Source organism: uncultured Pontibacter sp. (assembly GCF_947499215.1).
Taxonomy (GTDB): Bacteria; Bacteroidota; Bacteroidia; order Cytophagales; family Hymenobacteraceae; genus Pontibacter.
The window spans coordinates 250,626-276,247 of record NZ_CANMNI010000003.1; the positions used below are offsets into that span (position 1 = coordinate 250,626).

26 protein-coding genes are annotated in these 25,622 nt (G+C 50.5%); 17 read left to right on the plus strand and 9 right to left on the minus strand.

Going from position 1 to position 25,622, the window contains the following annotated elements; translation table 11 throughout:
• Positions 1–47: 47 nt before the first annotated feature.
• The 11 genes from Q1A04_RS14970 to Q1A04_RS15020 all read left to right on the plus strand — a co-directional run bounded on the left by Q1A04_RS14970 (position 48) and on the right by Q1A04_RS15020 (position 10,611).
• Positions 48–2,300, plus strand: coding sequence for a Tex family protein (locus tag Q1A04_RS14970; RefSeq protein WP_299707622.1), 2,253 nt, complete (start codon positions 48–50; stop codon positions 2,298–2,300).
• Positions 2,301–2,470: 170 nt separating this feature from the next.
• On the plus strand, positions 2,471–3,220 hold the full coding sequence (locus Q1A04_RS14975) for a YgaP-like transmembrane domain (RefSeq protein WP_299707625.1): 750 nt from the start codon (positions 2,471–2,473) through the stop codon (positions 3,218–3,220).
• Positions 3,221–3,370: 150 nt separating this feature from the next.
• Positions 3,371–3,979, plus strand: coding sequence for a hypothetical protein (locus Q1A04_RS14980; RefSeq protein ID WP_299707628.1), 609 nt, complete (start codon positions 3,371–3,373; stop codon positions 3,977–3,979).
• 128 nt (positions 3,980–4,107) lie between these two features.
• Positions 4,108–5,025 carry a membrane-binding protein gene (locus tag Q1A04_RS14985; protein WP_299707630.1) on the plus strand — a complete coding sequence of 306 codons (918 nt, stop codon included), beginning with the start codon at positions 4,108–4,110 and terminating at the stop codon, positions 5,023–5,025.
• A 103-nt stretch (positions 5,026–5,128) separates the two neighbouring features.
• Positions 5,129–5,851 (plus strand): head GIN domain-containing protein, encoded by a 723-nt coding sequence (locus Q1A04_RS14990; protein ID WP_299707633.1) that lies wholly within the window; start codon positions 5,129–5,131, stop codon positions 5,849–5,851.
• Positions 5,852–5,867: 16 nt separating this feature from the next.
• Positions 5,868–6,458 (plus strand): hypothetical protein, encoded by a 591-nt coding sequence (locus Q1A04_RS14995; protein WP_299707636.1) that lies wholly within the window; start codon positions 5,868–5,870, stop codon positions 6,456–6,458.
• Between the two features lie 213 nt (positions 6,459–6,671).
• Positions 6,672–6,881 (plus strand): hypothetical protein, encoded by a 210-nt coding sequence (locus tag Q1A04_RS15000; RefSeq protein WP_299707639.1) that lies wholly within the window; start codon positions 6,672–6,674, stop codon positions 6,879–6,881.
• Between the two features lie 52 nt (positions 6,882–6,933).
• A complete protein-coding gene (locus Q1A04_RS15005; protein ID WP_299707642.1) occupies positions 6,934–7,845 on the plus strand; it encodes a M28 family peptidase in 912 nt (303 codons plus the stop codon).
• A gap of 217 nt (positions 7,846–8,062) precedes the next feature.
• Complete coding sequence (locus tag Q1A04_RS15010) at positions 8,063–8,839, plus strand: outer membrane beta-barrel protein (protein WP_299707645.1); 777 nt, start codon at positions 8,063–8,065, stop codon at positions 8,837–8,839.
• 173 nt (positions 8,840–9,012) lie between these two features.
• Entirely contained in the window at positions 9,013–10,032 is a 1,020-nt protein-coding gene (locus Q1A04_RS15015) for an SDR family oxidoreductase (protein ID WP_299707647.1), read from the plus strand.
• 66 nt (positions 10,033–10,098) lie between these two features.
• Entirely contained in the window at positions 10,099–10,611 is a 513-nt protein-coding gene (locus tag Q1A04_RS15020) for an NUDIX hydrolase (protein ID WP_299707650.1), read from the plus strand.
• A gap of 73 nt (positions 10,612–10,684) precedes the next feature.
• Here the strand turns inward: Q1A04_RS15020 and msrA are convergent, their stop codons facing one another.
• The 3 genes from msrA to Q1A04_RS15035 all read right to left on the minus strand — a co-directional run bounded on the left by msrA (position 10,685) and on the right by Q1A04_RS15035 (position 13,990).
• On the minus strand, positions 10,685–11,227 hold the full coding sequence (msrA, locus tag Q1A04_RS15025) for a peptide-methionine (S)-S-oxide reductase MsrA (RefSeq protein ID WP_299707653.1): 543 nt from the start codon (positions 11,225–11,227) through the stop codon (positions 10,685–10,687).
• A gap of 119 nt (positions 11,228–11,346) precedes the next feature.
• Positions 11,347–12,030, minus strand: a complete 684-nt coding sequence (locus Q1A04_RS15030) for a hypothetical protein (RefSeq protein WP_299707656.1) — start codon at positions 12,028–12,030, stop codon at positions 11,347–11,349.
• 94 nt (positions 12,031–12,124) lie between these two features.
• Positions 12,125–13,990 (minus strand): glycoside hydrolase family 3 N-terminal domain-containing protein, encoded by a 1,866-nt coding sequence (locus Q1A04_RS15035; protein ID WP_299707658.1) that lies wholly within the window; start codon positions 13,988–13,990, stop codon positions 12,125–12,127.
• A gap of 298 nt (positions 13,991–14,288) precedes the next feature.
• On the opposite strand from Q1A04_RS15035, the gene Q1A04_RS15040 reads away from it, so the two are divergent.
• From Q1A04_RS15040 to Q1A04_RS15055, 4 genes are all read left to right on the plus strand, one after another.
• Positions 14,289–15,101 carry a rhomboid family intramembrane serine protease gene (locus Q1A04_RS15040; RefSeq protein ID WP_299707661.1) on the plus strand — a complete coding sequence of 271 codons (813 nt, stop codon included), beginning with the start codon at positions 14,289–14,291 and terminating at the stop codon, positions 15,099–15,101.
• Between the two features lie 9 nt (positions 15,102–15,110).
• Positions 15,111–15,833, plus strand: coding sequence for a TVP38/TMEM64 family protein (locus Q1A04_RS15045; protein ID WP_299707664.1), 723 nt, complete (start codon positions 15,111–15,113; stop codon positions 15,831–15,833).
• Positions 15,834–16,199: 366 nt separating this feature from the next.
• Complete coding sequence (locus Q1A04_RS15050) at positions 16,200–16,772, plus strand: hypothetical protein (protein WP_299707667.1); 573 nt, start codon at positions 16,200–16,202, stop codon at positions 16,770–16,772.
• 69 nt (positions 16,773–16,841) lie between these two features.
• Positions 16,842–17,405 (plus strand): HD domain-containing protein, encoded by a 564-nt coding sequence (locus tag Q1A04_RS15055; protein ID WP_299707670.1) that lies wholly within the window; start codon positions 16,842–16,844, stop codon positions 17,403–17,405.
• 63 nt (positions 17,406–17,468) lie between these two features.
• Here the strand turns inward: Q1A04_RS15055 and Q1A04_RS15060 are convergent, their stop codons facing one another.
• Positions 17,469–17,660 carry a hypothetical protein gene (locus Q1A04_RS15060; RefSeq protein WP_299707673.1) on the minus strand — a complete coding sequence of 64 codons (192 nt, stop codon included), beginning with the start codon at positions 17,658–17,660 and terminating at the stop codon, positions 17,469–17,471.
• 194 nt (positions 17,661–17,854) lie between these two features.
• Here Q1A04_RS15060 and Q1A04_RS15065 point away from each other — a divergent pair, with 194 nt between their 5' ends.
• Positions 17,855–18,856, plus strand: coding sequence for a sterol desaturase family protein (locus tag Q1A04_RS15065; protein ID WP_299707675.1), 1,002 nt, complete (start codon positions 17,855–17,857; stop codon positions 18,854–18,856).
• Between the two features lie 57 nt (positions 18,857–18,913).
• Here Q1A04_RS15065 and Q1A04_RS15070 read toward each other — a convergent pair whose 3' ends face one another.
• Both Q1A04_RS15070 and Q1A04_RS15075 read right to left on the minus strand, forming a co-directional pair.
• A complete protein-coding gene (locus tag Q1A04_RS15070) occupies positions 18,914–19,348 on the minus strand; it encodes a hypothetical protein (protein ID WP_299707677.1) in 435 nt (144 codons plus the stop codon).
• Between the two features lie 129 nt (positions 19,349–19,477).
• Entirely contained in the window at positions 19,478–20,527 is a 1,050-nt protein-coding gene (locus Q1A04_RS15075; protein ID WP_299707679.1) for a nucleoid-associated protein, read from the minus strand.
• 285 nt (positions 20,528–20,812) lie between these two features.
• Between Q1A04_RS15075 and Q1A04_RS15080 the strand changes: the two genes are divergently transcribed.
• A complete protein-coding gene (locus Q1A04_RS15080; protein ID WP_299707681.1) occupies positions 20,813–21,493 on the plus strand; it encodes a porin family protein in 681 nt (226 codons plus the stop codon).
• 193 nt (positions 21,494–21,686) lie between these two features.
• Here Q1A04_RS15080 and Q1A04_RS15085 read toward each other — a convergent pair whose 3' ends face one another.
• The 3 genes from Q1A04_RS15085 to Q1A04_RS15095 all read right to left on the minus strand — a co-directional run bounded on the left by Q1A04_RS15085 (position 21,687) and on the right by Q1A04_RS15095 (position 25,517).
• Positions 21,687–22,322 carry a hypothetical protein gene (locus Q1A04_RS15085; RefSeq protein ID WP_299707683.1) on the minus strand — a complete coding sequence of 212 codons (636 nt, stop codon included), beginning with the start codon at positions 22,320–22,322 and terminating at the stop codon, positions 21,687–21,689.
• Positions 22,323–22,538: 216 nt separating this feature from the next.
• The gene (locus tag Q1A04_RS15090; RefSeq protein ID WP_299707685.1) at positions 22,539–23,255 is read right to left on the minus strand and encodes a response regulator transcription factor; all 717 of its coding nucleotides are present in this window, start codon (positions 23,253–23,255) and stop codon (positions 22,539–22,541) included.
• A 75-nt stretch (positions 23,256–23,330) separates the two neighbouring features.
• The gene (locus Q1A04_RS15095) at positions 23,331–25,517 is read right to left on the minus strand and encodes a HAMP domain-containing sensor histidine kinase (RefSeq protein WP_299707687.1); all 2,187 of its coding nucleotides are present in this window, start codon (positions 25,515–25,517) and stop codon (positions 23,331–23,333) included.
• Positions 25,518–25,622 lie beyond the last annotated feature (105 nt).

The window sequence follows — 25,622 nt, forward strand, 5'->3', positions numbered from 1 at the left end:
CCTTTGCCATTTTTCCCATCTGAACAGCTGATTATCCTTAAAAATACATGGAATTAAACCTTGACCATTTGCTCAAGATTGCCACTGAGCTCTCCATTACCATTAAACAGGTGGAAGCCACGGCAACCTTGCTTGACGAAGGCGCTACCGTGCCCTTCATCTCCCGTTACCGAAAAGAAGCCACCGGTTCGCTCGACGAAGTACAGGTAGCCGCCATCCGCGACCGCTTGGAGCAGTTGCGCGAGCTCGACAAACGCCGCGAAAGCATCCTCAAGTCCATTCGTGACCAAGAGAAACTCACACCGGAACTGGAGGCGCGCATTATGGCAGCCGAAACCATGGCCGTGCTGGAAGACATTTACCTGCCTTACAAACCGAAGCGCCGCACCCGTGCGACCATCGCCCGCGAGAAAGGGCTGGAGCCACTGGCACAGCGCATTTTTGAGCAGGGGAACATTGATGTTGCCACTGAAGCCGCCAATTTTATCTCTGAAGAGAAAGAAGTAAAAGACGCCGAGGAGGCCTTGGCCGGCGCACGCGACATCATGGCCGAGTGGATGAACGAGAACGCCGAGGCCCGTGCCACTATGCGCCAACTTTTCGAGAAAAAAGGCACGTTCAAGAGCCGTGTGATGATGGGCAAGGAAGCGGAAGGTCAGAAGTTCAAGGATTACTTTGAATGGGAAGAGCCGATCGAAAAAGCTCCCTCGCACCGCATACTGGCCATGCGCCGCGGTGAGACTGAGATGGTGCTGTTGCTGAGTGCTCAGCCGGACGAAGAAGAAGCTTTGGATAGACTGGAGCGTATGTTCGTGAAAGGCAACAACGCCGCTTCGGAGCAAGTGAAACTCGCCGCCAAGGATTGCTATAAGCGTATGCTTAAGCTGAGCATGGAAACGGAAGTGCGTCTGTCGTCGAAGAAGCGCGCTGACGAAGAGGCGATCCGCGTGTTTGCTGACAACCTGCGCCAATTACTGTTGTCGTCTCCGCTCGGACAGAAGACGGTGCTGGCCCTCGACCCGGGTTTTAGAACCGGTGTGAAGTCAGTGGTGCTCGACAAGCAGGGCAAACTCTTGCACAACGAAACGATCTACCCGCATACCGGTCAGCACAAGGAAAGCGAGGCAGCGCAGGCAGTTAGGTATATGGTGACCCGCTTTGAAGTGGAGGCCATAGCGATTGGCAACGGTACCGCCAGCCGCGAGACAGAGGCTTTCGTGAAGAGCTTGAAACTGCCGGCTTCGGTGCAGGTGGTGATGGTGAACGAAAGCGGTGCCTCTATTTATTCCGCCTCCGATGTTGCCCGTGAGGAGTTCCCGGATCAGGACGTGACCGTGCGTGGTGCCGTTTCCATTGGTCGTCGCCTCATGGACCCATTGGCCGAACTCGTGAAGATCGACCCGAAGTCTATCGGCGTAGGCCAGTACCAGCACGACGTGGACCAGTCAGCCTTGAAGCACTCGTTGGATGATGTGGTGATGAGCTGCGTGAACGCCGTGGGGGTGGAAGTAAACACAGCCAGCAAGCAGCTCCTGACCTACGTGTCCGGTTTAGGGCCATCGCTGGCACAGAATATAGTGGAGTACCGCAACCAGAACGGACCGTTCAGCAGCCGTGCCGAACTTAAAAAGGTGCCACGCTTAGGTGACAAGGCTTTTGAGCAGGCGGCAGGCTTCCTGCGCATCCGCAGCGCCAAAAATCCGCTCGATGCCTCGGCTGTGCACCCGGAAAGCTACCCGATTGTGGAGCAGATGGCGAAGGACTTGGGCGTGACCGTGCAAGATCTTGTGAAGAAAGAAGAGCTGCGCAAGCAGATCAACCTGAAAAACTACGTAACAGACACGGTGGGCCTACCAACGCTGCAGGACATCATGAGCGAACTGGCCAAACCGGGCCGCGACCCGCGTCAGACCTTTGAGGCTTTTAGCTTTACAGAAGGTATAAATGAGATGAAAGACCTGCGTGAAGGCATGAAACTGCCGGGCCTTGTCACCAACATCACGGCCTTCGGTGCTTTCGTGGACATTGGGGTACATCAAGATGGTCTCGTGCACGTCAGCCATCTGTCAGACCGCTTTGTGAGCAATCCGCATGATGTGGTGAAGGTAGGGCAGAAGGTAGACGTAACGGTATTGGAAGTGGACGTGCCGCGAAAGCGTATTTCCCTAAGCATGAAAGGCGACCCGAATGCAGCCCGACCGGCAGGTGGTGGCGCTAAAAAAGGCAACGCCAAAAAAGAGGAAGCCCCCATGGACGACTTCCAAGCGAAGCTGGCGATGTTAAAAGGCAGGTTTAAATAAGAGTCATGCCTTAACGAACAGGAGAGAGCCCCGGCGCAAATCGGGGCTCTTTTGTTTTGTCGCTATGTTCCTCAAAAACGCAATTCACATCATTAAAGTCCACTCACAGCAACTATAATAGACCCAACCCACGTATCCATTAAAACTGAATAGAACAAAACCAATAAGCTATGGATACATACAAACCCAATTACTCTAAAATGCTTCACACGGAGCATATTTTTCCACCGGCCACTGGATCAAGCCACATCAACGTAAGTCGTCCGGAACGTGTGCTTTCTGCAGTGGGAGGTGCTGCGCTGGCTTTGGTCGGACTGCGGCAACCCGGCACAGCCGGTGTCCTTTCTGCCTTAGCAGGTGGAGTGCTTCTTTTCAGGGGCTTTACCGGTTACTGCCCCATGAACCAAATGCTCGGGCGCGATACGGCAGAGAACGAAGATATTTCGGTGGATATCATCAAGACCATTACGGTGGAGCGACCACGCACGGAGGTATACCAGTTCTGGCGCATGCTCGAAAATCTACCTAAGTTTATGGAGCACCTCGAAAGCGTGCGCTCCAACGGTCCGCAGCGCTCGCACTGGGTGGCCAAAGTTCCGGGAGGGATGGGCACCATTGCCTGGGACGCGGATATCATCCAAGAAAAAGAAAACGAACTTATTGCTTGGCGCTCACTGCCTAACTCCGACATAGACAATGCGGGAGAGGTGCGTTTCTCTGATTCTCCAGATGGCAGGGGTACCATTGTGCAGGCCGTCATTTCATACAGCCCGCCAGCCGGGTCCGTAGGAGGACTGGCCGCCAAAATGCTCAACCCGATGCTCAAAAGTATGGTGGAAAAGGACTTGAAATACTTCAAGCGATTTATGGAGACAGGGCAGGACATCCACGAACCGCATCAGCCGCTAGGAGCGAATTAAGGTATAACGGCGCAGAAAAATCAACAAGAGATAAGAGACAGGTATGGCTTCCAGTTATACCTGTTTTTTTGTGGGTTGCCGGCTAGCTGTTTCCCCCTATCTGGTGCGTTATTTGCTATAACACGGAGGATGTATAAAAGAAGAATTGACATGAAAGGGATATACAAAGTGACTTTGCTTGTTATGTTGGCGCTGGCCGGTTTTTCTTGTAAGCAGGCACAGGACATACAGGCCTTTACGGAGGCGAAATATAGCCTGCAGAGCGTGTCTGACATAAAGCTGAACGGCATTGACGTGGAAGAACGCATACAGGAGCGCCGGGGCTTTTCACACGAAGAACGGGACAGTTTGTTGGCTGCCGTGACCAGTAACTCACTGCAAGTAAGCTCTACCTTGGCGCTGCACGTGGCCTTGCAGGATCAGACAGAGGAAGAACGCAACCTGACCATCACCAAGTTGAAGTGGCTACTGGAAGTAGACGGCGAAGAAGCCTTGACGGGCACGGTAGAGGAAACCATGGTGCTGCAGGAGGGTTTGAACTTACTCCCGATCCAAACGCCGGTGGGGCTCGTAGCTGAAGGAGAGATGCCGAGCTATACCGGACTGTCTCGTCTGATCACTTTGCTCGGCCAGCGAACGGATATACGGGAGCGGGTCACGCTCAAAATCAAACCTACCATCAAAACGCCTGTCGGTAACGTTGAATCACCGGCTTTTATCACAGTAAGCAAACCAACAGGGGCTGTAGCTATGCTTTAATGCGCTATTTTCTGAAAGCGCTAAAGGGCGCTTTTCTGGCAAAGAACTTGCTATAACAGGTATACCAGCTTCCGCCTGTTTTTCGTTTTGGGTATGCTGTGTTCATCCATCAACAGAAAGAGAAAAAAATGAATCATCTGAAGAAGATTAGCCTTTTGCTGGGTCTGGTGCTGGTCCCACTCTTTGGGGTACAAGCGAAAACACCGACAGTACCTGAGGCTGCCTACAGCGCTGCAAAGGTTGCTCCCCGAGATATTATTGGCGAGATCATCGACGTGGTAGGCTTGAAGCCGCGCTTTGAAGTGCGCACCGCCAACATAGAAAATGCGGCTGCTGTTATTTACAACGGCAAGCGCTATATCCTGTACAACGAACGCTTTCTTGCCGCCATCAACAATGCCGTGCACACTGACTGGGCAGGCGTGAGCATATTGGCTCACGAGATTGGCCACCACCTGAACGGGCATACCTTGTCGCGCCAAGGCAGCAACCATGCCGATGAGCTGGAGGCTGATGAGTTTTCGGGTTTCGTGCTCCGCAAGATGGGCGCGAGTCTGGAGGAGGCACAGGCCGCCATGAAGGTGCTCTCTGATGAACGCAGTTCCACCACGCATCCGGGGCGCAGCTACCGCCTAGCCGCCATCAGCAGGGGCTGGGGCAATGCCGATGCACAGATAATGGCCAGCAACAACGGGCAGGTATACGAGCCAAACCCAATGGCAAACGATACACGCCCGGCGCAGCGCGTACCGGAAACCGTAAGGCCGGAGCCAAGGACCACAACCGCCAAATCTGGGCTCGATAGCCGGCTGGTGCTGCGCAGGATAATTTTCAACAATGCACCTAATGAGCAGTTCTTTCTGACCACCCGTCTACAACTGGTGCACATGACCGATGGTGGAGCCCGGGTGATCGGCAAACTGGCCCGCACCAACAACCGCGACTATCCTTTCTATTTTGAGAGCGAGTATCTACAGGGTCTCTTCGTGACAGACCAAGGTGTGTTAGTGAACCAGCGGGGACAGCAGGTAGGGCATTTTGGATAAAATTTAGTGATGGTAGTAAAATATTGAGCGGATGGAATAGATGGTTTTATGCGACTGAAGCAAGAATATTTAACTTGCATAATCAATAAAGCTACATAAAACTATGAAATCTATTAATTTTAAACGTTGGATGCTTCTGCTTATCCTGCCTACTTTGTTGCTCGCCTCTTGCGGTGATGAGGTTGATTGTATAAGGGGAAGAGGCGACGTAGAGAGCCGTGAGTTTAACTTGGATGCGGTCAGCGGGCTGCGAGTGAACGGGGATACCCGCGTCTTTGTTAGACGGGGAGCCACGCAGCGTATTGAGGTGAGAGCCCAGCCTAATGTATTGGACGCGATCAATACCGATGTGTCGAATGGCGTGTGGGATCTGAGCTTTGATAAGTGCCTTCGCAGCCACAAGACGGTAGAAGTGCATATGACCGTGCCGGAGCTGAGCAGTGCCGAAATGATCGGGTCAGGGCGGATAGAGTTGCGGGATGCGTTTGAGACGAATGACTTCCGGGCGGTGCTGGATGGCTCAGGCTATCTTCGAATAAGCGTGTCAGCGGCCAAGGTGACCAGCAGGCTTACCGGTTCGGGCACGATTGACATGCTGGGAAATGCAGACGTTGAAGAGCTCAACCTCTCTGGCTCTGGCAGCATAAAATCCTTCGACCTGAGCAGCGAAAGTGCGGGTGTGGTACTAAGTGGCTCAGGCAATGTGGAGGTAAATGCGGCCACTGACTTGGCCGTTACGATCAGTGGAAGTGGAAACGTATATTATCAGGGAAATCCGACTATTAATTCAAATATTTCAGGCTCAGGCAAAGTAATAAAGCGCTGAGCATTTTTTATAGCATATGATCAAAAAGACAAATCTCTTAAGTATAGCCCTGTTGCTAGGTATAGCCTTGTTCGCATTCTCATGCGGCACCAAGAGCGATGTGGATGCTTTTAAAGAAGCGAAGTATAGCCTGTCCGGTATAAATGAGGTGAAACTCAACGGTGTGAACGTACTGAACAAAAAACGTCCGGAAGATTTCTCCTTCGGGGAGGCCGCCCTGCTTTTCACGGCATTCTCAGACAATAACCTGTCCGCCTACTCGAGCCTTGGACTGAATGTGGAATTGGACGAAGACAGCCGCGAACGTAGCATGACCGTGACCAAACTCAAGTGGCAGCTCATGCTCGATGGTAAGCAGACGCTCAGTGGACTGGTGGATGAACCAGTTGAGCTGCGCCACGGCTTGAATACGATCAACGTGCGCACGCCGATCCGCATTAGTGAGGAAAACGGTAAGCCCGGTTATAATAACCTGTTGCGCTTAGTAACCCTGCTGTCTAAAACCGACGGTACCAGCAGGCCCAATGTTGAGCTTCAAATCAAACCTACTATCCAAACATCGGTAGGTCCGGTGGAAGTACCCTCTTTTATAAGTGTAAAAAACTAAAATACAAATAGTTATGGTGTGAATAGGCTGGCAGAAATGTCAGCCTATTCTGTTTTGTAGGTATTAATAACGCTAAATCAGGCCATTTTAGAAGGTCTGCAATTTATTTCGAAAAAATTGTAACTCTAGCTCTTTGTGAACGTATGTGGCACGCTCCTTGTTTAAATACCATCTAAGAAACCATTTGTAAGACCAAAAAAAACAGGAAAGAACATGGAATTCGATGTAATTGAGGCGAGAGACTTGCAGACCCTAGTAAATACTGTTCAGGACTATGTGAAAACAGGCTGGGTACTAAAAGGAGAATTATTTGAGAAAGACGGCAGCTATACCCAGCAGGTAGAGCGTCAAGTAGCCAATCAGAATAAAAAAGCAGTTGTGCGCCAGAAAAGCTGGGTAGCATGGCCAGCTGTAAGTGCTTAAATATTTGCGGGCGAAATTGGTATTTATGCTAATTTCGCCCAAAATCATTTCTATGAAACGCCATCTCCTCTTAGCATTCTTATTTGCCTTTGTATGCCAGTTGTCGGCCACTGCCCAGAAAAAGGTGCTCGACACGCAACAGCTGTTAAAGGATATTAAGATTCTCTCCGCCGACTCCATGGCGGGGCGACTGAGTGGCACAGAGGGCAGCAGAATGGCGCAGGACTATATTATTAGCCGTTTCGAGCAGATTGGGCTGCAGTCCTATAACAACAGCTACCGCCATACCTTCCGCCTTGAGAGCAAGAGACTAGTAGTGGAGGAGGCTGTCAACCTGATTGGCTACATTCCCGGTAAAACAGATAAGGCCATTGTCATCACGGCGCATTATGACCATGTGGGCGTGCGCGACGGGGAGATCTACAACGGCGCCGACGACAATGCCTCCGGTGTGGGTGGATTGTTGGCCACCGCTTCTTATTTCAAGAAGCACAAACCCTACTATACCTTGATCTTCGCCGCCCTTGACGGTGAGGAGTTAGGGCTGCAGGGGGCTAATGCCTTTTTGGAGAACCCGCCACTGGCGCTAGATCTCATTCAACTCAACGTGAACATGGACATGCTCAGCATCAACCAGCAGGGCGAACTCTATGCCAGTGGCATGTACCATTACCCGGCCCTAACACCTTACCTACAACAGGTAGCCGCCCGTCCGCAGGCAAGATTGCTGTTGGGTCACGACCGCCCGGAGCAGGGACAGAACGACTGGACCAAACAGTCAGACCATTTTCAATTCCACAAGCGCCAGATTCCCTTCATATACTTTGGCGTAGAAGACCATCCGCACTACCACAAGCCTTCGGATGTGTACGCCAACATCAATCCCGTCTTTTATCCTGATGCCGCAGCGCTCGTTATCGACTTTATCCAAATTTTGAATAAGAAACGCCCGGATTTACGTTAGTCTCTTCAAAGGGAGAAGATTAATAGCTTTCTAACCTAATCCTATCGCCTTGTGTTATAAGGATTTGTATCTATACAATTCCTATATTGTGATGTATTTATACATTTTCGATCATCCTTTCTTTTGCCCTTGCGTAGATAGGGGAAAGAATAACTACACTGGTTGAAAACCACGTGGCTTCCCACACAAGAACAAGATGAAAAAACCTGTCTGGAGCATGAGCAGGAGCCTACAAGCCTTTTTACTACTGTTTGCCATCACCCTATCCATCAGCACTTCTGCACAAGCGCAGGATAGTGCGATTCGCCGTATGGGCGTAAGCAAAATACCAGAGCGTGGCCTTTCGGTGCAGGCAGGGGTGGGCTTGGCTGCCATCAAAAGCGATATTTGTGGTAGCTATGGCTGTAACGACATTGGGCCGGCGATGGGCATTGGCGCTTTGTTCAAGCTCAACTCCTATTGGGCCCTAAGCGGGGAGGTGAAGTACGCAAAACTAGGTGCTACTGAAAAGACACCCACCGATAACATCACGTTTGAGTCGGAGGTGATCGAAGTGTCGACCATGCTCGTGCTCAACCTGATGGACAGTTACGCCGGTTCAAACAATTACCGCTCATTACGCAAACGTTTTATCGTGCCTTATGTGAAAGGTGGCGGCGGTTTCGTTTACTATACCCCGAGTTCTTACCCTACTAACAGAGCCGAAAACTCGGACGTGACATACGACCGCATGCGTTCCTATCCGGCTATTGCCGGAGTTGTCTCAGGGGGCGCCGGGCTTCGTTTCCGGTTTTCTGATCAATGGAGCGTGGCACCCGAGTTAGTGTATAGTATAACCACTACTGATTATCTGGACAATATCGGCCCGCCTATAGGGTTTGAGCACACCAAGGACCATTACGGTACGGCTTCTGTCAAGGTCATCTATACCCCTATGCTTAAGAATGAGGTCTTCACCCGCAAAAATCAGGGGATGAGGTTTAAGAAAAAATAAGGTCCACCTACCTTTGTCGTTTCATCATCTCAACAAGCTTCTATAACGAGAACTCAGCCTTGATAGAAGGGCTTGTCGAACCCCCATGCCCCGTGCTCCCGTACATCCAAAAGCCGCTGTAGTGCCATAAGCGCTATACCGGCTTAAATGGCTATACCTTATCCCTTCAGACTATGGAAACAAATAACAAAAAGAACCTCTGGTGGCTGGCAGCCGGTGCGGGCGCCTTGCTGGCGGCACGGGCCATCAACCGAAAACTCAACGCATACGATTTTCGAAACAAAGTGGTGCTGATAACAGGCGGTGCACGCGGCCTCGGCTTCGTGATGGCGCGTCAGTTGGCCAAGGAGGGAGCCCGGTTGGTGCTCTGTTCACGCGATGAAATGCAGCTGGAGGATGCCCGCATGGAGTTGGCCGGTAACGGAGCCGATGTGATGGTGCTGCCCTGCGACGTAACACAGGAGGCGCAGGTGCAGGAGATGGTGGACAAGGTGCAGCGTGAGTTCGGCAACATCGATGTACTCATCAACAATGCCGGTATCATCACGGCAGGACCAGTGGAGGAGATGACCGTGCAGGATTTTGAGGAGGCCATGCAGACACACTTCTGGGGACCGCTCTATACAACATTGGCCGTGCTTCCCTCTATGAAAGCCCGAGGTGGCGGCCGCATTCTTAACATTGCCTCGATTGGCGGGAAGTTGGGCGTGCCGCATCTGGTGCCCTACAGCGCTAGTAAATTTGCCTTGGTGGGTCTGTCGGAGGGCCTGCGTGCCGAGCTGAAACAGTATAACATCACTGTTACCTGCGCTTCGCCGGGGCTGATGCAGACGGGTAGCCCGCGGCATGCCAACATCAAGGGGCAGCACGAAGAGGAATATACCCTGTTTAAGATAGCCGACTCGAGCCCGCTTACCTCTATCAGCGCCGAACGGTCTGCTAAGTCCATACTAGATGCCTGCCGCTACGGCGATGCCGAAGTGGTGACCTCTATACCTGCCAAGATCGGGGCCTTTGTGCATGGCCTGTCGCCGGAAACGACCACCGACATTTTTGCCGTGCTCAATCGCATGCTGCCGGGGCCTACAGGAGAACAGCAAGCCAAGAAAGGCTACGAAAGTGAAACACCGCTCTCTATGTCTGGTCTGACGGAGCGCACCCAAAAGGCGGCATTCCGAAACAACGAACTATAATACATAAACAACCTATACCTATAAAATGAGTCAAGCTTTAAGCTAGCATTGACTATCTTCGCCCTTATGGAAATCAAGAACAGGGAAACGGCCTACGACGGCTATTTCAAGATTTATAAACTGACGGTAGAACAGCACGGCCATACCTTTACTCGGGAACAATTCGACAGAGGCACAGCCGTAGCTGCCATGGTATATGATACCGAGAAGCAACAGTACATCCTCACGCGGCAGTACCGTGTGGGTCCAGAATCGGAATTGGTAGAGGTGGTCGCCGGTATGGTGGATGACGGGGAAAACCCGGAAACCAGCATCGCGCGCGAAATAGAGGAGGAGATCGGCTACAGCGTGGATAGCCTAAAGCACCTGCATACCTTCTATTCTTCGCCAGGTGGTACTACTGAAAAAGTACTCTTGTACTATGCAGAGGTATCTCACCAGCATGCCGACGGCGGAGGCAAGGACGACGAGCACGAGCACATCGAACTGGTAAGCTATACCCGTGAGGAGCTACTGAAAGAGACTTTTGCCGATGCCAAAACCATCATCGCCCAACAATGGGTGCAGCTGCAGGGCTAGTCATCAATTCAGGTATATAATAAAAAGCGTCAGCTCCTTTCGCAAGAGCTGACGCTTTTTATTTTGTCTGTTTTTATCTGCTGGCCTCAGGCTTGAGCTTGTCGGCAAACACTTTACGGAACTTGTCTACTTTCGGGCGGATAACGAAACTGCAGTAGGGTTCGTGGCCGTGCGTCTTGAAGTAGTTCTGGTGATAGTCCTCGGCCGGATAAAACTCCTGCAGGGGCTCAATGGTGGTCACAATCGGGTCAGGGAAGGCGCCAGATGTGTCTAGCTCTTGCATATACTTCTCTGCCAGCTCTCGCTGTTCGTAGTTGTGGTAGAGCACCGTAGAGCGGTACTGCGGCCCTATGTCGTTGCCCTGTCGGTTGAGGGTTGTCGGGTCGTGGGTTTTCCAGAATACCTCCAGCAACTCGTCGTAGCTGATCTTGTCGGGGTCGTAGGTGATCTGCAGCACCTCGGCATGGCCGGTGGTGCCGGAGGTTACTTGCTTGTAAGTGGGGTTCTCCAAATGACCGCCCGCATAGCCCGACTCTACTTTCTGTACGCCTGCCAGATCCTGAAAAACTGCCTCTGTACACCAGAAGCACCCTCCTCCAAATGTTGCTTTTTCCATTGTTCTATACTTGTTACGCATCCTTTCAGCCCTGTTGCTGTATCACGAGCAAGGGCTACACCTATGCAAAGGTATACGGCATAAACTGATGTGTCGCGGAAATGTTGTATAAAACACGCTTAGTTTCGCATGTTCCGCATCATACTTTGGGTATCGGCGGCACCTTCCAAGGTCAGGTACTCGGCCTGCAGGGCGCGCACTTTTAACCTGTCGCTGTTCGACATTTGTCCCTCGACCTGACGGCGGCGCTGGTTCAGGCGGCCGTATACGTTGTCCACGTAATCCCAGTCGCTCTGGGTCCAGTTCTTGCGTTTGGCGCGCACCACACCCATAAATGTAAGATATGCTTCCCGCATGCTCTGTGGTTCAATCGTTTCGATGTCGTCAAACTCGCGCAGAAGCTGTTCCTGCCACTGGCCCAGCTCGGCTGCGTCGAGCGGTGTGTTCTGGCGGCGCTCCTGCCGGTTCTCCCACCGCTCGTAGCGTTGCTTCATGCGGTTATACTCGACTTTGGAGTCGGCTGACAGACTGTCGAGGTTCTTTTCGATCTCAGCTGAGCGCTGCCGGAAGTCTTCTTTTATCTGTGGCATTTCGCGCTGTATGGCTGTGTCGCCGCGCTCCACTTTTTCGTTCATCCAGCCGCGCAGTGACTCTAGGCGCTCGTCTACGGTGCGGCCGGTACGCTCCACGCGGGCGGTGTCAGCTGGCACATCCACGGTGATCTCCTCAGTGTTTTCGGCGGTGCGGTTGCCCTCGCAGCCCCACAGGAACAGGCCCACGATCAGGGCGGCTGCAAATTTCATCGTTTTATAGAACATCTTTTTTCACAGTTATAGGGTTGGTGTTACAGGTTATACCCGTCTTTTGCCATAATACGCAAAGCATGGATGCAGGATACTAAGGACTTACGGCCAGAAAAGGCTTGTCTTTGCTGATGCCATGCCCATAGGCATAGTGACCGTTCACGGTAACGGGCAATTTGCCCCTTGCCGGAATCTTGCCGAAAAGCAGTTTGGCGGCCGCAATCTGCGCGTGGGCGTGCCCTTGGTAGGCCAGCACCAGCACCCGGCTTTTGTGTATGTCCGGAAACTGATTCAAGGTATAGGGGTTGTCGAACAACGTCATGATGGACTTGTTGGAACGGGCCAACTCTGTGACAAAAGCAGTTGCCTCTTTGGAGTAGCCCAAGCGGTTGCTTGGCGTTACGCTAGGTCCATAAAGCCCTACAATTACCAGATCATAGCCCCTCAGCTTCTGTTTCATCTTCTTTATTTCTTTTGCGCTCGCCTTGCGGGAGATCACAAAATCGGTTGTGCTGCGGGCGTATCGGCCTACCTCGCGTTGAAAGAGGCTCGGGCGCACCATTCCAAACGACAGCGTGGCCACTTTCTGACGCTTTTTCTGGCGTATGGGCAGAAAGTTCTTGCGGTTGTTGAGCAGGGTCATGGCCGCCTCTGCCAAGGCATGGTTAGTGCTGTCGGCCATCTGCGGGTTCAGGTCCTCGTATAGGTTCTCCAACTCGATCGGCTTATACCTGTCGAGCCCAACCCACTGCTTAGCGGCAAGCATTTTTTTGCAGCGTCGGTCAATCTCCTCCTGCGATATATCGCCTCTTTTAATGGCCTCCCGGATAGCCGTAATCGCCTTGGGCACACTGTTTAGTCGCTCCAGCACGTCGTTACCGGCCATGATGGCGCGCGCCTCCGCCTCACCCGGCGGGAAGTATTTGGTCACGCCTTTCATCACCATCGCATCCGTGAACACGAGCCCTTTAAACTCCAATTGGTTTTTGAGGAGGTTCGTCACGATTGGCTTCGATAGAGTGGAGGGCAGGTTTTGTGTGGTGTCGAGTTGCTGCATGTGCATGTGTGCCACCATGATGCCGCCGATGCCGTGCTTGATCAGTTCCCGGAATGGGTATAGCTCCAGTGAGTCGAGTCGGGCGCGATCGTGCGGAATCACAGGCAGATCATAATGCGAGTCCACATCCGTGTCACCGTGGCCCGGAAAGTGCTTGGCCACCGCTATGATGCCATTGTCCTGCATGCCGCGCATGTAAGCGAGGCTTTTGGCGGTCACGTCCAGCTTGTCTTCCCCAAACGCACGGTAGCTAATGATGGGATTGGACGAGTTGTTGTTGATGTCAGCCACAGGTGCGAAGTTGACGTGCATCCCCAGTCGCCTGAACTCGTGTGCCACCTCTGCCCCCATGCGGTAAATCAGGCCATTGTCCTCTATGGCACCCATCATCATCTGGAAAGGATACTGCACCGTGCTGTCGAGGCGCATCCCCACCCCGGTTTCGGCATCCATGGAGATAAGCAAAGGCACCTTGGAGGCTGCCTGCAAGCGGTTGTTTAAAACGGCTTGTCGTATCGGGCCACCCTGAAAATAAATGATGCCGCCCACCTTATACCTTGTGATCAGGTTCATGACATCGGCTTCATATTTTTCGCTCTTATCGGAAAAGGCCTCAATAATAATCAACTGTGCAATGCGCTCATCAGGGGTAAGGGTATTAAAGACGGAGTCTACCCAAGGAGATGGCTTTTCGATAGCCTCCAACAAAGAAGAGGGTCGAACATAAGGAGGCTCTGCTACTTCTTCCGGGAAAAACTCGTGGGGGTTCTCATCTTTGGCATAAACCCCTCTGCGGGTATCCGTGCTCTCGCAACTGCACACTAGCCAGAGTAAACTGGCAAGCAAAGCATAGCGTGCTATACCTGACAAAATAGTGTGAGGGCGATGAATGGGTGGGTACATGGTGCTTTTGGTGGTATACCACCTGTTAATACTTTTCAAATGTTATTTAAGTTTTGGCTGTACCTGTTTCCGCGTTAGGCAATAACAGGTATAGATAAAGCCGAAATGGAAGTGATACGTCAATTAGTTTTAAAAGTCTCGCATCTAGCCTTGATTTTCCGCTATACTCGTATCTTGCGCATGCATAGGAGAGCGGCTAAAAAGCTTATATCCGGCAATACGGATGTGCGTATAGCTTTAAAACTCTTTTATAATACGAGAACGACGCGCTGCGCAGTATATTCTGTTAGAACCTTCTATGACTCCCGCACCACCCGACATGGCACTGAAAGATTTGCAAGCTGAGAACGAACGCTTTGCCTACAGTTTCCTGCCGGGTACGCTGTTTGTGAGTCTTATTTGGCTGATTGCGCTCCTGTCCTACCTTGCCGATGCCAATCTGGCTTGGCTGGGAATCCGACCGCGCGATTTCCTCGGGCTCATCGGTGTTGCGGCCGGCCCCCTGATCCACTCCGGGCTCATCCACCTGCTTTCCAATTCCTTCCCGTTGGTTTTATTATCAGGTTTCATCCTGTTTCTGCACCGGGCAGTCGCCCTGCGGGTGTTTGTATTGGTATACGTGCTAAGCGGACTCTTTACATGGTTTATCGGGCGAAATGCCTTTCATGTGGGGGCTAGTGGCGTGGTGTATGGTATGGCGGGCTTCCTGTTGTTCAACGGTATTATTAGGCGCGACAGGGCAGGCTTGGCCGTCTCTTTGGCGATTCTGTTTCTGTACAGTGGCCTGTTCTATGGATTGTTTCCGTCTGAGGAGCGCATCTCATGGGAAGGGCACTTAGGCGGACTAGTGGCAGGTATGTTGGCCGCCTTGCTGTATGGCGAGCATGTGGATAAGAAAACAACAATTCCCGAACCTCCAAGTGAATCTACTAAGGTATTAATGCTAGAGCATCAGACATCTACGCTGCCACCCAATTCCTATACATGGCGCTATACCATCGGGTCTACGCCACCCGCCCAAACTTTTGAGCGTGCCTGTCGGATGAATCCTAAGTCAGGTATGCTGGAGCCTTTAAACCCCGATGGGCATCGCACGTCTAATAGAATCTAAATCAACTGTATGCAGCATACCTCTCAAGATAAAAACAAGGAGATAAAGCAAAGCAAACTGCCGCTCCTGATCACTGGTGCTATACTGGCTGCGTTGGTAGCCATCTATTTCATTTCTTCCAGTTTTCAAGCCAACGTAAACGAAGGTTGGGAGGTGCTGACGAGTGGCGACGAAGAACTGATCTCAAGCTGGGTAGGACAGTTTGGCTTCTGGGGACCGTTCTTTATTATACTAGCCATGGTGGCGCAGATGTTCTTGCTGGTCATCAATGTGGTGGCGCTCATGCTGGTGGCCATTATTGCCTATGGCCCTGTTTGGGGCTCCCTAATAGCGATTGTTGCCGTGCTGACTGCCTCCACCATTGGCTATCTGATCGGAAGAGGGCTAGGGGAGGCCGGTGTCCGGAAGATCATTGGCCATAAAGCCGAAGAGAAGGTGTGCGGTTTCGTCACGGATTATGGTGTCTGGGCCGTGATCATTGCGCGTATCTCGCCTTTCTTATCGAACGACGCCGTAAGCTTTGTAGCCGGACTTACTAAAATGGGCTATTTTCGCTTTATCGGGGCTACGCTGGCAGGCATCACGCCCCTTACTATTCTGTTGGCTTGGCTGGGGGAGGACGACGACCGCCTCATAAATGGGCTTGTATGGGTGGGGGCTGTTAGCCTTGTCTTGTTTATTGGCTATGTGGTATACGACAAGTACTTTAAAAAGAAAAACAGTTCAGCTTGATCCACTACTAGTCTATCATTATCTAGCCCTTTGTTAAAGACTTAGATTTAGCTTATTGGTTTGTTGTAAAATTTATATTTTTAACTCAAATAGTCTTTATAGCATACCAGATTTCAAGCAAAATTTATGTAACAAATATTATTTTATATTATAATAATTGGTGATAAATTGATTTTTTTTCTTGGGCTGAACAAATAGCATAAACTTGCTCAATTGCATGATCTGGCGCTAATTCAAGAACATAAACTGAAAAGAGGAAACCTAAAAACACAGGTATTTTAATCCATTAAGCAAAACATAATTTTAAGACAGGCCGTTTAAGCGGTTTATTGAATTTAAAATGATGTTTCACGAAATGGATGCCATATGTTTAGGGTCAAAATACTCGCAGTAGTGATTTCCATTTTTGTAACTTTTGTCGACGAAATGGCTTTCCTGAAGCCTGAAATTCCAAGCCCTCCGAACGAAGGGAAAGAACTGGAAATGATAACTCCCGCGAAGATAGAAAAAGTACAAGAATACCCTGATTACCCCGAATACCCAGAAACTTTTACCGTTACGGCCACAGTCTACTACCCAGAGAAAGGTCAGACTGACGGAAACCCCCTCATCACAGCCGACGGCTCCCGCATCAACCCCAGAAACCCCAAAAAGCACCGCTGGATTGCCCTCTCACGCGACATGTTAGCGCGCTGGGGAGGTGAAATTCATTACGGCGATACTGTGTGGGTGCGCGGTATATCAGACGAAATGGACGGGCAGTACATTGTCCGGGATACCATGAACCGACGCTTCCGAAACCACATCGATATACTGGTGGGCCGCAAAGACAACATCTATGGAAAGTGGGACAATGTGGAGATTGCGAAAGCAGAATTCCCCGAAGACGTTGAAATTGACTTCCAGCCGAGCTACTATGGCTTAGCCATTAACAAGTAAGGATAAAGCTTGTCTGATGCGCAGGTATAAGCTGAATTTATTAAATTCGGCTTTAAAAGACGTATTCCAATGACAAGACAAGAAGCCCGCACCATACTGGAGCAAATGACCACCAGCGAGAGCCTGTTGCGCCACGCGCGCACTGTGGAACTAGTAATGGAGGCCTACGCCAACAAACTAGGGGAAAACACCGACGAGTGGTCCATTGCCGGCCTTTTGCACGATGCCGATTACCAAGCTTACCCGGATAAGCACCCCAACGTGATCGTGGACTTGCTGCGTGAGAAAGGGGAGGAGCGCATCGCCCACGCCATCTCGGCGCATTATACCCACTGGGGCGTGCCCTACGAAACCACCCTCGACAAAGCGCTGATCGCCTGCGACGAAATAACCGGCTTTATCGTAGCCTGTGCGCAGGTACGGCCGCAACGACTGGAAGGGTTAGGTGCAAAGTCGGTGATAAAGAAGCTGAAGACTAGCGGGTTTGCCGCCTCCGTAGACCGCGAAGAAGTACGGATGGGTGCTGAGCTATTCGGTGTGGACCTGAAAGAGCACATCGACTTTATCATCGGGGTGCTGCAACAGCATCAATCTGAGCTACAACTCGAGCCAACCGAACAGAACGAGGTTTGATTATCTACCAGAATCATAAAAGCCGCGCCTGTGAAATTGCTTCACCGGCGCGGCTTTTCTTTTTTAAGCCAGATAGTATTGCAATGATTCCAAGCCCTTGGCATTGTCCTCGGCCTCTACTACCTCATCTATTACAAACTGGATTTCCTGTTCGCTCCAGTTCTCCTTCTCAGCGGCTCTCACAAATAGGTCGATGGCGGCGTAGCGGTTGGCGCCGGAAGGTATGTTTAATCTTACTTTCTTACGGATGTTCATGTCGTGTGCTTGATATCAGCAAGAATACACAGCCTTTCTTACAAAATCAATTTTTTTATGGCGTTACACGGAGCTGCAGGGTCAAGGCTGATCAATGTTATACCCGTGTTTGCATAAAAAGGCGGGTTGAAGGGACTAACCCTTTCCGGTAGTGGTCGTTACAATAAGCTATACCCCTGCACCAAGACGAGCCTATGGAAAAGGAAATTTGGAGAATGGACCATATCGCGGAGCTGGATAACCTGACTATCATGCATTATGCCGCGCCAATTATTGTGGCATCTGTGTTAATAGAATGGTTAGTTGGCTTGTATAAGAAGCGCAATTACTATGAGAAGAAAGACTTTATGGCCGCGCTTTGGATTGGAGCCGGCAATGCCATCGTGGGGGCGAGTCTGAAAATTGTGCTGTTTACTGTCTCCATGATGATATACAACGCTGTGCCGTGGGCTATACCCAGGTCATGGTGGGGTTTTGTAGGAGGGTTTATAGCGGTTGACTTTTTCAGGTACTGGGCGCACCGTATATCGCATGAGCAGCGGCTTTGGTGGGCGACCCACGTGACGCACCACTCCTCCGAAAAGATGAATTTTGCGATTTCCCTACGCACCAGTTGGACTTCCCCCATCAAGTTTCTGTTTTTCCTGCCAGTGCCTTTTATGGGCTTTGACCCTTTCACATTCTTTGTATGCCATCAGTTAGCGGTACTATACCAGTTTTGGGTGCATACAGAACTGATCCATAAGTTGCCTAGACCGTTTGAGTACATTTTCGTGACGCCCTCGCACCACCGGGTGCACCATGGCTCTAACCCCAAGTATATCGACAGGAATTACGGCTCTACCTTCATTATTTGGGACAGGATGTTTGGCTCCTTTCAGAAAGAGGAGGAAAGACCAAAGTACGGTCTCACAACGCCAGTTACCTCCTATAATCCCTTCTATCTGGTATTTCACGAATGGGTGGATCTTTGGAAAGACCTGTTGCATGCCAAATCTTTTAAAGAAGCGTGGGATATCCTGTTCAAACCCCCAGGAACTGTTGTGACGGCCCACCAACGGGAGCGGGAGGCATTGACGGTGCAAGAAACGGTTTCGCCCGAGGTGGCACCAGTCTTGAAAGTGGCCTCGGCTATACCTAATGACATGGAGATAGCGCAACCCGTAAGGCAACCGGAGAAACAGCAGGTGAGTTAAAATAAAAAAAGCATGGCGGCTGCCATGCTTTTCTGTTAATGTGCTATATCGTTCGGATTAGTAGTTGTTATCGTACTGTTGACCCGGGCCTTGGCTAGGGTTGCTTCTGGCCTCTCGCGGCACACCCATTTTCTCCTCCCGGCGTGACTGGTATTGGTCAAATTGCTGTTCTGTGAGCAGGTCTTTGATCTGCGAAAGCCTTGTCTGACTGATGATGTCCATCTGCTCGGCCAGTTTGCGCGGGTTATTTCGGTGTTTCTTACGTGCCTCTTCCGCGAACTTCATGCTATTGCGGTTTACATCCTTTAGCTCAGCGGCCTGTTTCGGGCTAAGGCGGAGGTTCTTCACCATACCAGCAGTAATATCATCGGCACGCTGTTCTACCGTTTTGGGCGCATTCTGAGTAGTGGCAGCCTTTTGAGCAGGAGCCTGTGCATACACAGCGGTTGCGGCAAAGGCAAATAACAAGGCGGCAAAAACTGACTTTTTCATATCTCTTTTAAAACTTATCATAGGTGCTTTCTACTCTATCAAATACTGTTCCGGTATTTTGGTGCAGGTCTCTCTGCAACACGACCTGCGCAGGTATAGTTTCTGAGCTGGCCCTGTGGGCAGATAACGCTAAGACTCGGAGTGGAAGTATACCTTGTAGAAATGCATGCCGCGCTCTTGATCAAAGCCACGCTCCACATACTGTTCACTTTGCTCCGGATTATACCCGCTGAACTTGATTTCGATCTGGGTGTCGAGCTTAATAAAGTTGCGAAACTTGCGCTTCATGTTCTTCACTGTGTTCTTGTTGATGGCAAAATCGGTGAAGCCCTCAATGTCACGCTCCTCGGCAAAGGCCTGCGTGTAGTTCTTGAATCGCTCGGCCGTCTCGGGCTCGTCGATTACACTGCTCGTGAACTCCTCCAGATCAAAGGTCTCACTTTTAGAAAAGTAGTCCACGGAGCGGCTGATAAAGTCCACCTGTGCTTTTTTGCTGTCCGTCTGGGCGAATACCTCCTCTGAGAAGTCTTTGCAAAGGTTTAGCGCCGTTTTGGTGTTGAAGTTGGTGTCCTTGAGCTCTGTTACGTGCAGGAAGTCTTCTTTCCAGAACACGGCGTCGGTGCTGTTGGCGTCCACGATCTTCACCCGAAATCCGTCTTCGGCCTCGGTGTTGAAGATCAGGCAGCCTTTGTCCACGCTCTTGATGTTCACCCCGAAGTGGTAGTTCATGTTCAGGTCATCTTCTTCTTCCTGAAAAGTCAGGAAGGTGTCTTTGTTCTCCGACTTGAAAATGCCGATCGCGTCCACGATGTCATCTTCCATTACGCAGCCCGACAAATGCACCACGTACAGCTCACCGCTCTTCACTTTAGGGTGGTCTGACTGTTCGTAGAGGTGGTTGAGCACATGCACCGAGTACTCCAGAAATTTGGCCGGCTCCGTGAACATCAGGGCCGAGTAGGCGAACATCTCGTTCAGGGCCAAATCAGAGGTATGGTGGAAGCGGAAAAACTCCTCTTGCTTAAAAGGCGCCAGAAAGTAATTGGTCAGCAAATCGCTCAGCTGTTCGTCCCGCAGGTCAACCAATTCTTTCGAAGCGATCACGCCCTCTTCCTTCGCTTTGTTGCCTACCCTGTGCACGGCCAGCCTGTTTAGCCGTACCTGTCTTTTGTCTGTCATCTGCCTATACCTTATACCTAGCCTTACTGTGGGCTATAGGGCTGCAAAGGTAAGGTGCAACCGGGGGTATAGCCAAACAAGTAGCGCGATTTAGCTGGCTTAGTTTTAGGGTGTTTTTTGTGTTTTAAAAAATAATTTAACGCTTAATTATCTGATTTTAAATTATTTAAGCCTAAATGTGAACTTTTTTCAAAACACCAGATCATTATTTGGCACGATTCTTACATCAGGAGAATTAAGCTGCGCAGCTTATTTCTTGTTTTTCAATATTTAAGGATAGGTGTGATGAAAAAGATATTTCTACTACTGGCCGTCGTTCTGGGAATGGCGGTAACTCAGGCAAATGCGCAGCAAAAGCAGCCCGTGCGCATCGGTATAAAAGCGGGTGTTAACATGGCCGAATGGCAGGGTCAAACCGTCAACAGTGCCCAAGACCTCATGGATATGACCAATGGCTCCCTTAGACGCGAAATGCGCGAGGGCTTTCATGTGGGCGGTGTGGTTTCTATTCCTATAGCACCGGGTTTTGAGATTGAGCCGGGCCTCCTGTACTCTCAGAAGGGTATGCGCATGGTTGGTAGAGTTCCGATGGAGCAGTTTGATTTCCTGAATGCAGGGGTAACGGTTACTAACAAAGCTGAATACATTGATATGCCGATTCTGGCAAAGATATTCATTGGCGATGGCTTCCACATTTTTGCAGGTCCTCAGTTTTCTTACCTAATATCAAATAAGGTGCAGGTACGAGCCGGAGCCTTGGGCTTTAATGCCTTAAACCAAGAGTGGGACATGAACAGCGGCTTCCGTGAACTGGATGTGGCGGCTACAGGAGGTATAGGCTACCGCTTTGCCAGTGGCTTTAACGTAAGCGCCGGCTATGACTACGGCCTGACCACCGTGGACGCCAACCGCAACTTCGACACCTTCAACCGGGTGATCAAAGCCTCTGTCGGATTTACTTTCTAAATAGATATTATTAGTAAAAGTTTACTGTTTGTTAAAGTGTTTTGGTGAGATATGCAGGCCGTTCCCTTTGGGAGCGGCCTGCATTGTTTAGTTATAGTCCATAAAAAAACCCGCAGGTATAGGCTGCGGGGTTTTTGTATTTATAGCGAAACTGAGTCGTTTAGATAGCTTCCAGTTATTGGCTATGTACGAATTAAGACTTTTTGTAAGGGAATTTCTTGGAAGAGTTTTTCATGAGAGCGTTTGACAGTGACTTTCTGCTGCTGCCGATGCTACCAGAGGCAGTGTAATCGTATTTCCAAAGCAGATCGCCTTTCTCGCCTTCGTGGATGGTGATGGAAGTATTCACGCTGTTAGTTGGGCCCCAAGCACCAACCAGTAAACCCACTGCAATGGCTGCTCCGTCAGACATAGGCTTCGACATGGTGGCCTTTCCAGAAATGATGGCATCAACACCCAGTATTTCGCAGATCTCATCTCTTGATACCGTGTTCATGTTCTCATACGTGATGCCAGCCTCTGACAGCAAGGCATTGGTCTTGCTTACATCCTGAAAATTAACGGTGTACTTGTCTTTGGACATTTGTTTCAGAAAATAGCCATACACGTCGCCCTGCAGGCCATAGCCATAGTCCTTTTGCTGTTGCTGTACCATTTCCGCTGTTACTCCTTTAGGAAGTCTTCTGGATTCGATGAGCACGTCGAAAGGCACAATGGCCAAGGTTTCGTGTTTCGCTTTAACCTCTTTGAAAGAGGCAGCGGTATAAATTTCGGGACCGCAAGCGGTAAAAGTTACCGCAAGCAAAACAAAAAGTAGAATTTTTTTCATGGGTGAAAATTGGATGTTGGTTAAGTTTGTTAAAAAAGTGGATCAAATATAATAGTCTTACTATATATATCTAGTGTTATGGCAAAATAAATTTTAGGTATAGCTATTTGGAGAATAGGCAAGAGGCAGAACTGCTCGCTTGACCTGCAGCCAAAGAAGGGAAGTTGAAGAAAGTTTGCTGTTGAGGGAGCTTACAGTTTTACTAGGCGTAGAGGGTTACAGCAACACGCCATTCTGGGCGCACAAGCGATATCCTTGGCCGTGTATGTTGATGATCTCAACCGTGGGGTCCTGCTTGAGGTATTTGCGGAGTTTGGCGATGTAGACGTCCATGCTGCGGGCCGTGAAATAGCTGTCTTCGTGCCAGATGCGCAGAAGGGCTTCTTCGCGGGGCACTACATCATTTAAGTGCTGACAGAGCAAATGCAACAGGTCGGTTTCTTTGGGAGATAGTTTCTGGATGTCGCCATTGTGGTGCAAAAGCCGCAACTTGTGCTGAAACCTATACTGCCCAATGCTATACTCGCTGACTTCAGGCTTTTCTGCGGCTGCATTACCACCTTTGCGGTGCATGATGGCTTTGATCTTGTAAAGCAGTACCTCCGAATCGAAGGGCTTGGTGATGTAGTCGTCTGCCCCGATCTTAAAGCCCTCGAGCATATCTTCCTTCATGGATTTGGCTGTCAGAAAAATCAGAGGCATATCCGGGTTAAGTTTCTTGATCTCACGGGCGAGTGTAAAGCCGTCTTTGCCGGGCATCATTACATCCAGTATGCACAAATCGAAGCTGCCCTGCCTGAAAGCCGTGATAGCTTGGCAACCGTCGGGGCTCAGTTTAACCACATAGTCGTGCAGCTCCAAGTAGTCTTTCAGGACGATGCCAAAGTTGGGATCATCCTCTGCGAGCAATATGCGTAAGCCGTGTTCTGCCATGATCTACTGGGTTTTTATATGCTGTTTCTCTATAGATACCGGTTTGACCCGAAAGGCTGCATCGGTACAGGTATACTAGGTGACAAAAGGTAGAAAAATTTCAAATCGACTGCCTTTGCCCGGTTCGCTCTGCAGTTTGATGCTGCCGTTGTGTGCCTTCACAATAGCTTTGACATAGCTCAGGCCCAGCCCGAAGCCTTTGACGTTGTGCAGATTGCCGGTGGGTACCCGATAGAACTTGTCGAATACCCGCAGCTGCGTGTCGCGCGTCATGCCCAAGCCGTTGTCTTCCACAGCCAGTAACATACCGCCCGCCACATTTTGTGTTTCCAGTAAAATATCGGGACTGGAAGGAGAGTATTTGTTGGCATTGTCAAGCAGATTGCAAATCACATTGTAGAAATGGACCTCATCCAGTTGCAGTTCCGTCTCCGGCGCTTGGAGTCGGGTCGTTAGCTTACCGCTTCGCTCTTCTATCTGCAGTCGGATGCTCTCTACAGCCTTACAAATGAGATGATGCAGATCCACCGTTTGCAGGTTCATGCGGTAGTCATTTTTCTCTAGTTGAGCGATCTGCAGCACGTTTTCCACCTGCACGTTCATGCGCTTGTTCTCCTGCCGGATGATATCGGTATAGTACTTTATCTTCTCAGGGTTACTGTAGATCTTAGGGTTGGTGATGGAGTCAGTAGCTAGTGAGATGGTGGCGATCGGGGTTTTGAACTCGTGCGTCATGTTGTTGATGAAGTCATTCTTCATGTCTGAGAGCTTCTTCTGCCGGAAAATGATGTGGATGGTCGTGCCGAAAGTGGCCACCATGATCAGGGTGAAGAGCGCCGAGGAGGCCAGCATCATCCAGAGCGATCTGATGGCGTAGGCCCGGCTGTCCGGGAAGTACACGGCCAAGTAATCGGACTTGTCAAAGATGTCGTTGGGGAACAGGCTGGCTTTGTAGGTGGCAAAGTTGCGTGTGCTGTTGTTTGGCAGGTGGGCCACTGTAATGGTGTCCTGCTGATTTGAAAGCACCCAGTAACCAAAGTCTAGGCAAATGCCTTTGTCCTGCAGTTCGCTTTGTAGCATCGGCTTCAGCTCCCCTAAGTTCAGGCGTTGCTCTAGCGGCACGTCCTTGGCCACATACTCCACCACCATCTTCTCTACCACATTGTTCAGCTTTTCTTTTTTCGCCTCTACTTTGGCCGGATCTGGGGAGGTAGCCAGTGTGCTCGTAGTCTTCACTGGCTTGTTTGTTTTCTGTGGCGCGTCAGCAGGTATAGAATGTGTCTGTTTTGTAGAGGGGCGCACGATAATCCGGGTAGCGGCATCCTGTGTAGACCTGTTATCTTCCGGTCTGTGAATATTGCTGAAGGTAATCTTGCCACCTGATGAGTTGATAATTTCCCGTGAGGTTTCTTGAAAGCGTGATGCCGCTCCCTTCTTTAAGATCAACACACTGTCTTTGCGTACATTGATAGAAGCTATTTCGGAGGCAGCCAGTGCTTGGTTTAGCAAGTGCTGGTGGCGCAAACTGTCCATATGCAAGGCGATATACTGCAGGGTGTCCACTGAAATGCGGAAGTTTCGGCCATTAATCTGGCGGGTATAACTTACGGCACTGTCTGCAAGGCGACGAATGCGCCGCATGTTGTTGGCATCCAACTGATGTCTGTGAGATCTCAGCGAATCGAGCGGGAGTCCCTGCCAAGCTGCCATGTGCCGCAGTTGTTCAGCTGGTATTATAGGAAAGCCCTGCCCGTGAAGAGCGGGCGGGAGCAAATGCTGCACCATCGAATCGAGGGCTTTATACTCAATCCGGAAACTCTGGCTGCCGGCTCCAGTGCCGGTTTGCCCATAATAAGTGACTGCACTAGTAGTATTGGCTGATTTAGCTTTTGACTTCGGGTTCGATTTTGCTTTCGCTTGGTGCTCGTCTCTAGGTATAGCCTGTCGAACTGGAGGGGCTGGTGTTGCCTTGTTAGGTGTATCCGAGGTGTTTTCTGTGGCGGAGTTGGCAACTGGCAGCATCTTGTACGTAGTCTGATCGGGCACATGCTGCAGCGAGGCCATGCCGCTTGCCACTGCCGATACCGCCTCCTGTGTTTCCAGCTTTTCGACCACGCGGGCCAGCGCTTCGTGCACGCTGCGGTCAAATTGCTCCTGCTTCACCTGTATGGCATCCGATATCCAATACAGCTGTAGCCCGATCATACCGAATAACGATATGGTCATCAACACGATAACCCCTATGATACTTGCTTTGCTCACATAACAAATTTACGTTTTTCGGCGGGCTTGTGTATTTATTTAACTTTTCCTTAACAGACTTTAACTTGGCTTTAACGCTAAGGGGCGCAACGGCAGCGTACATTT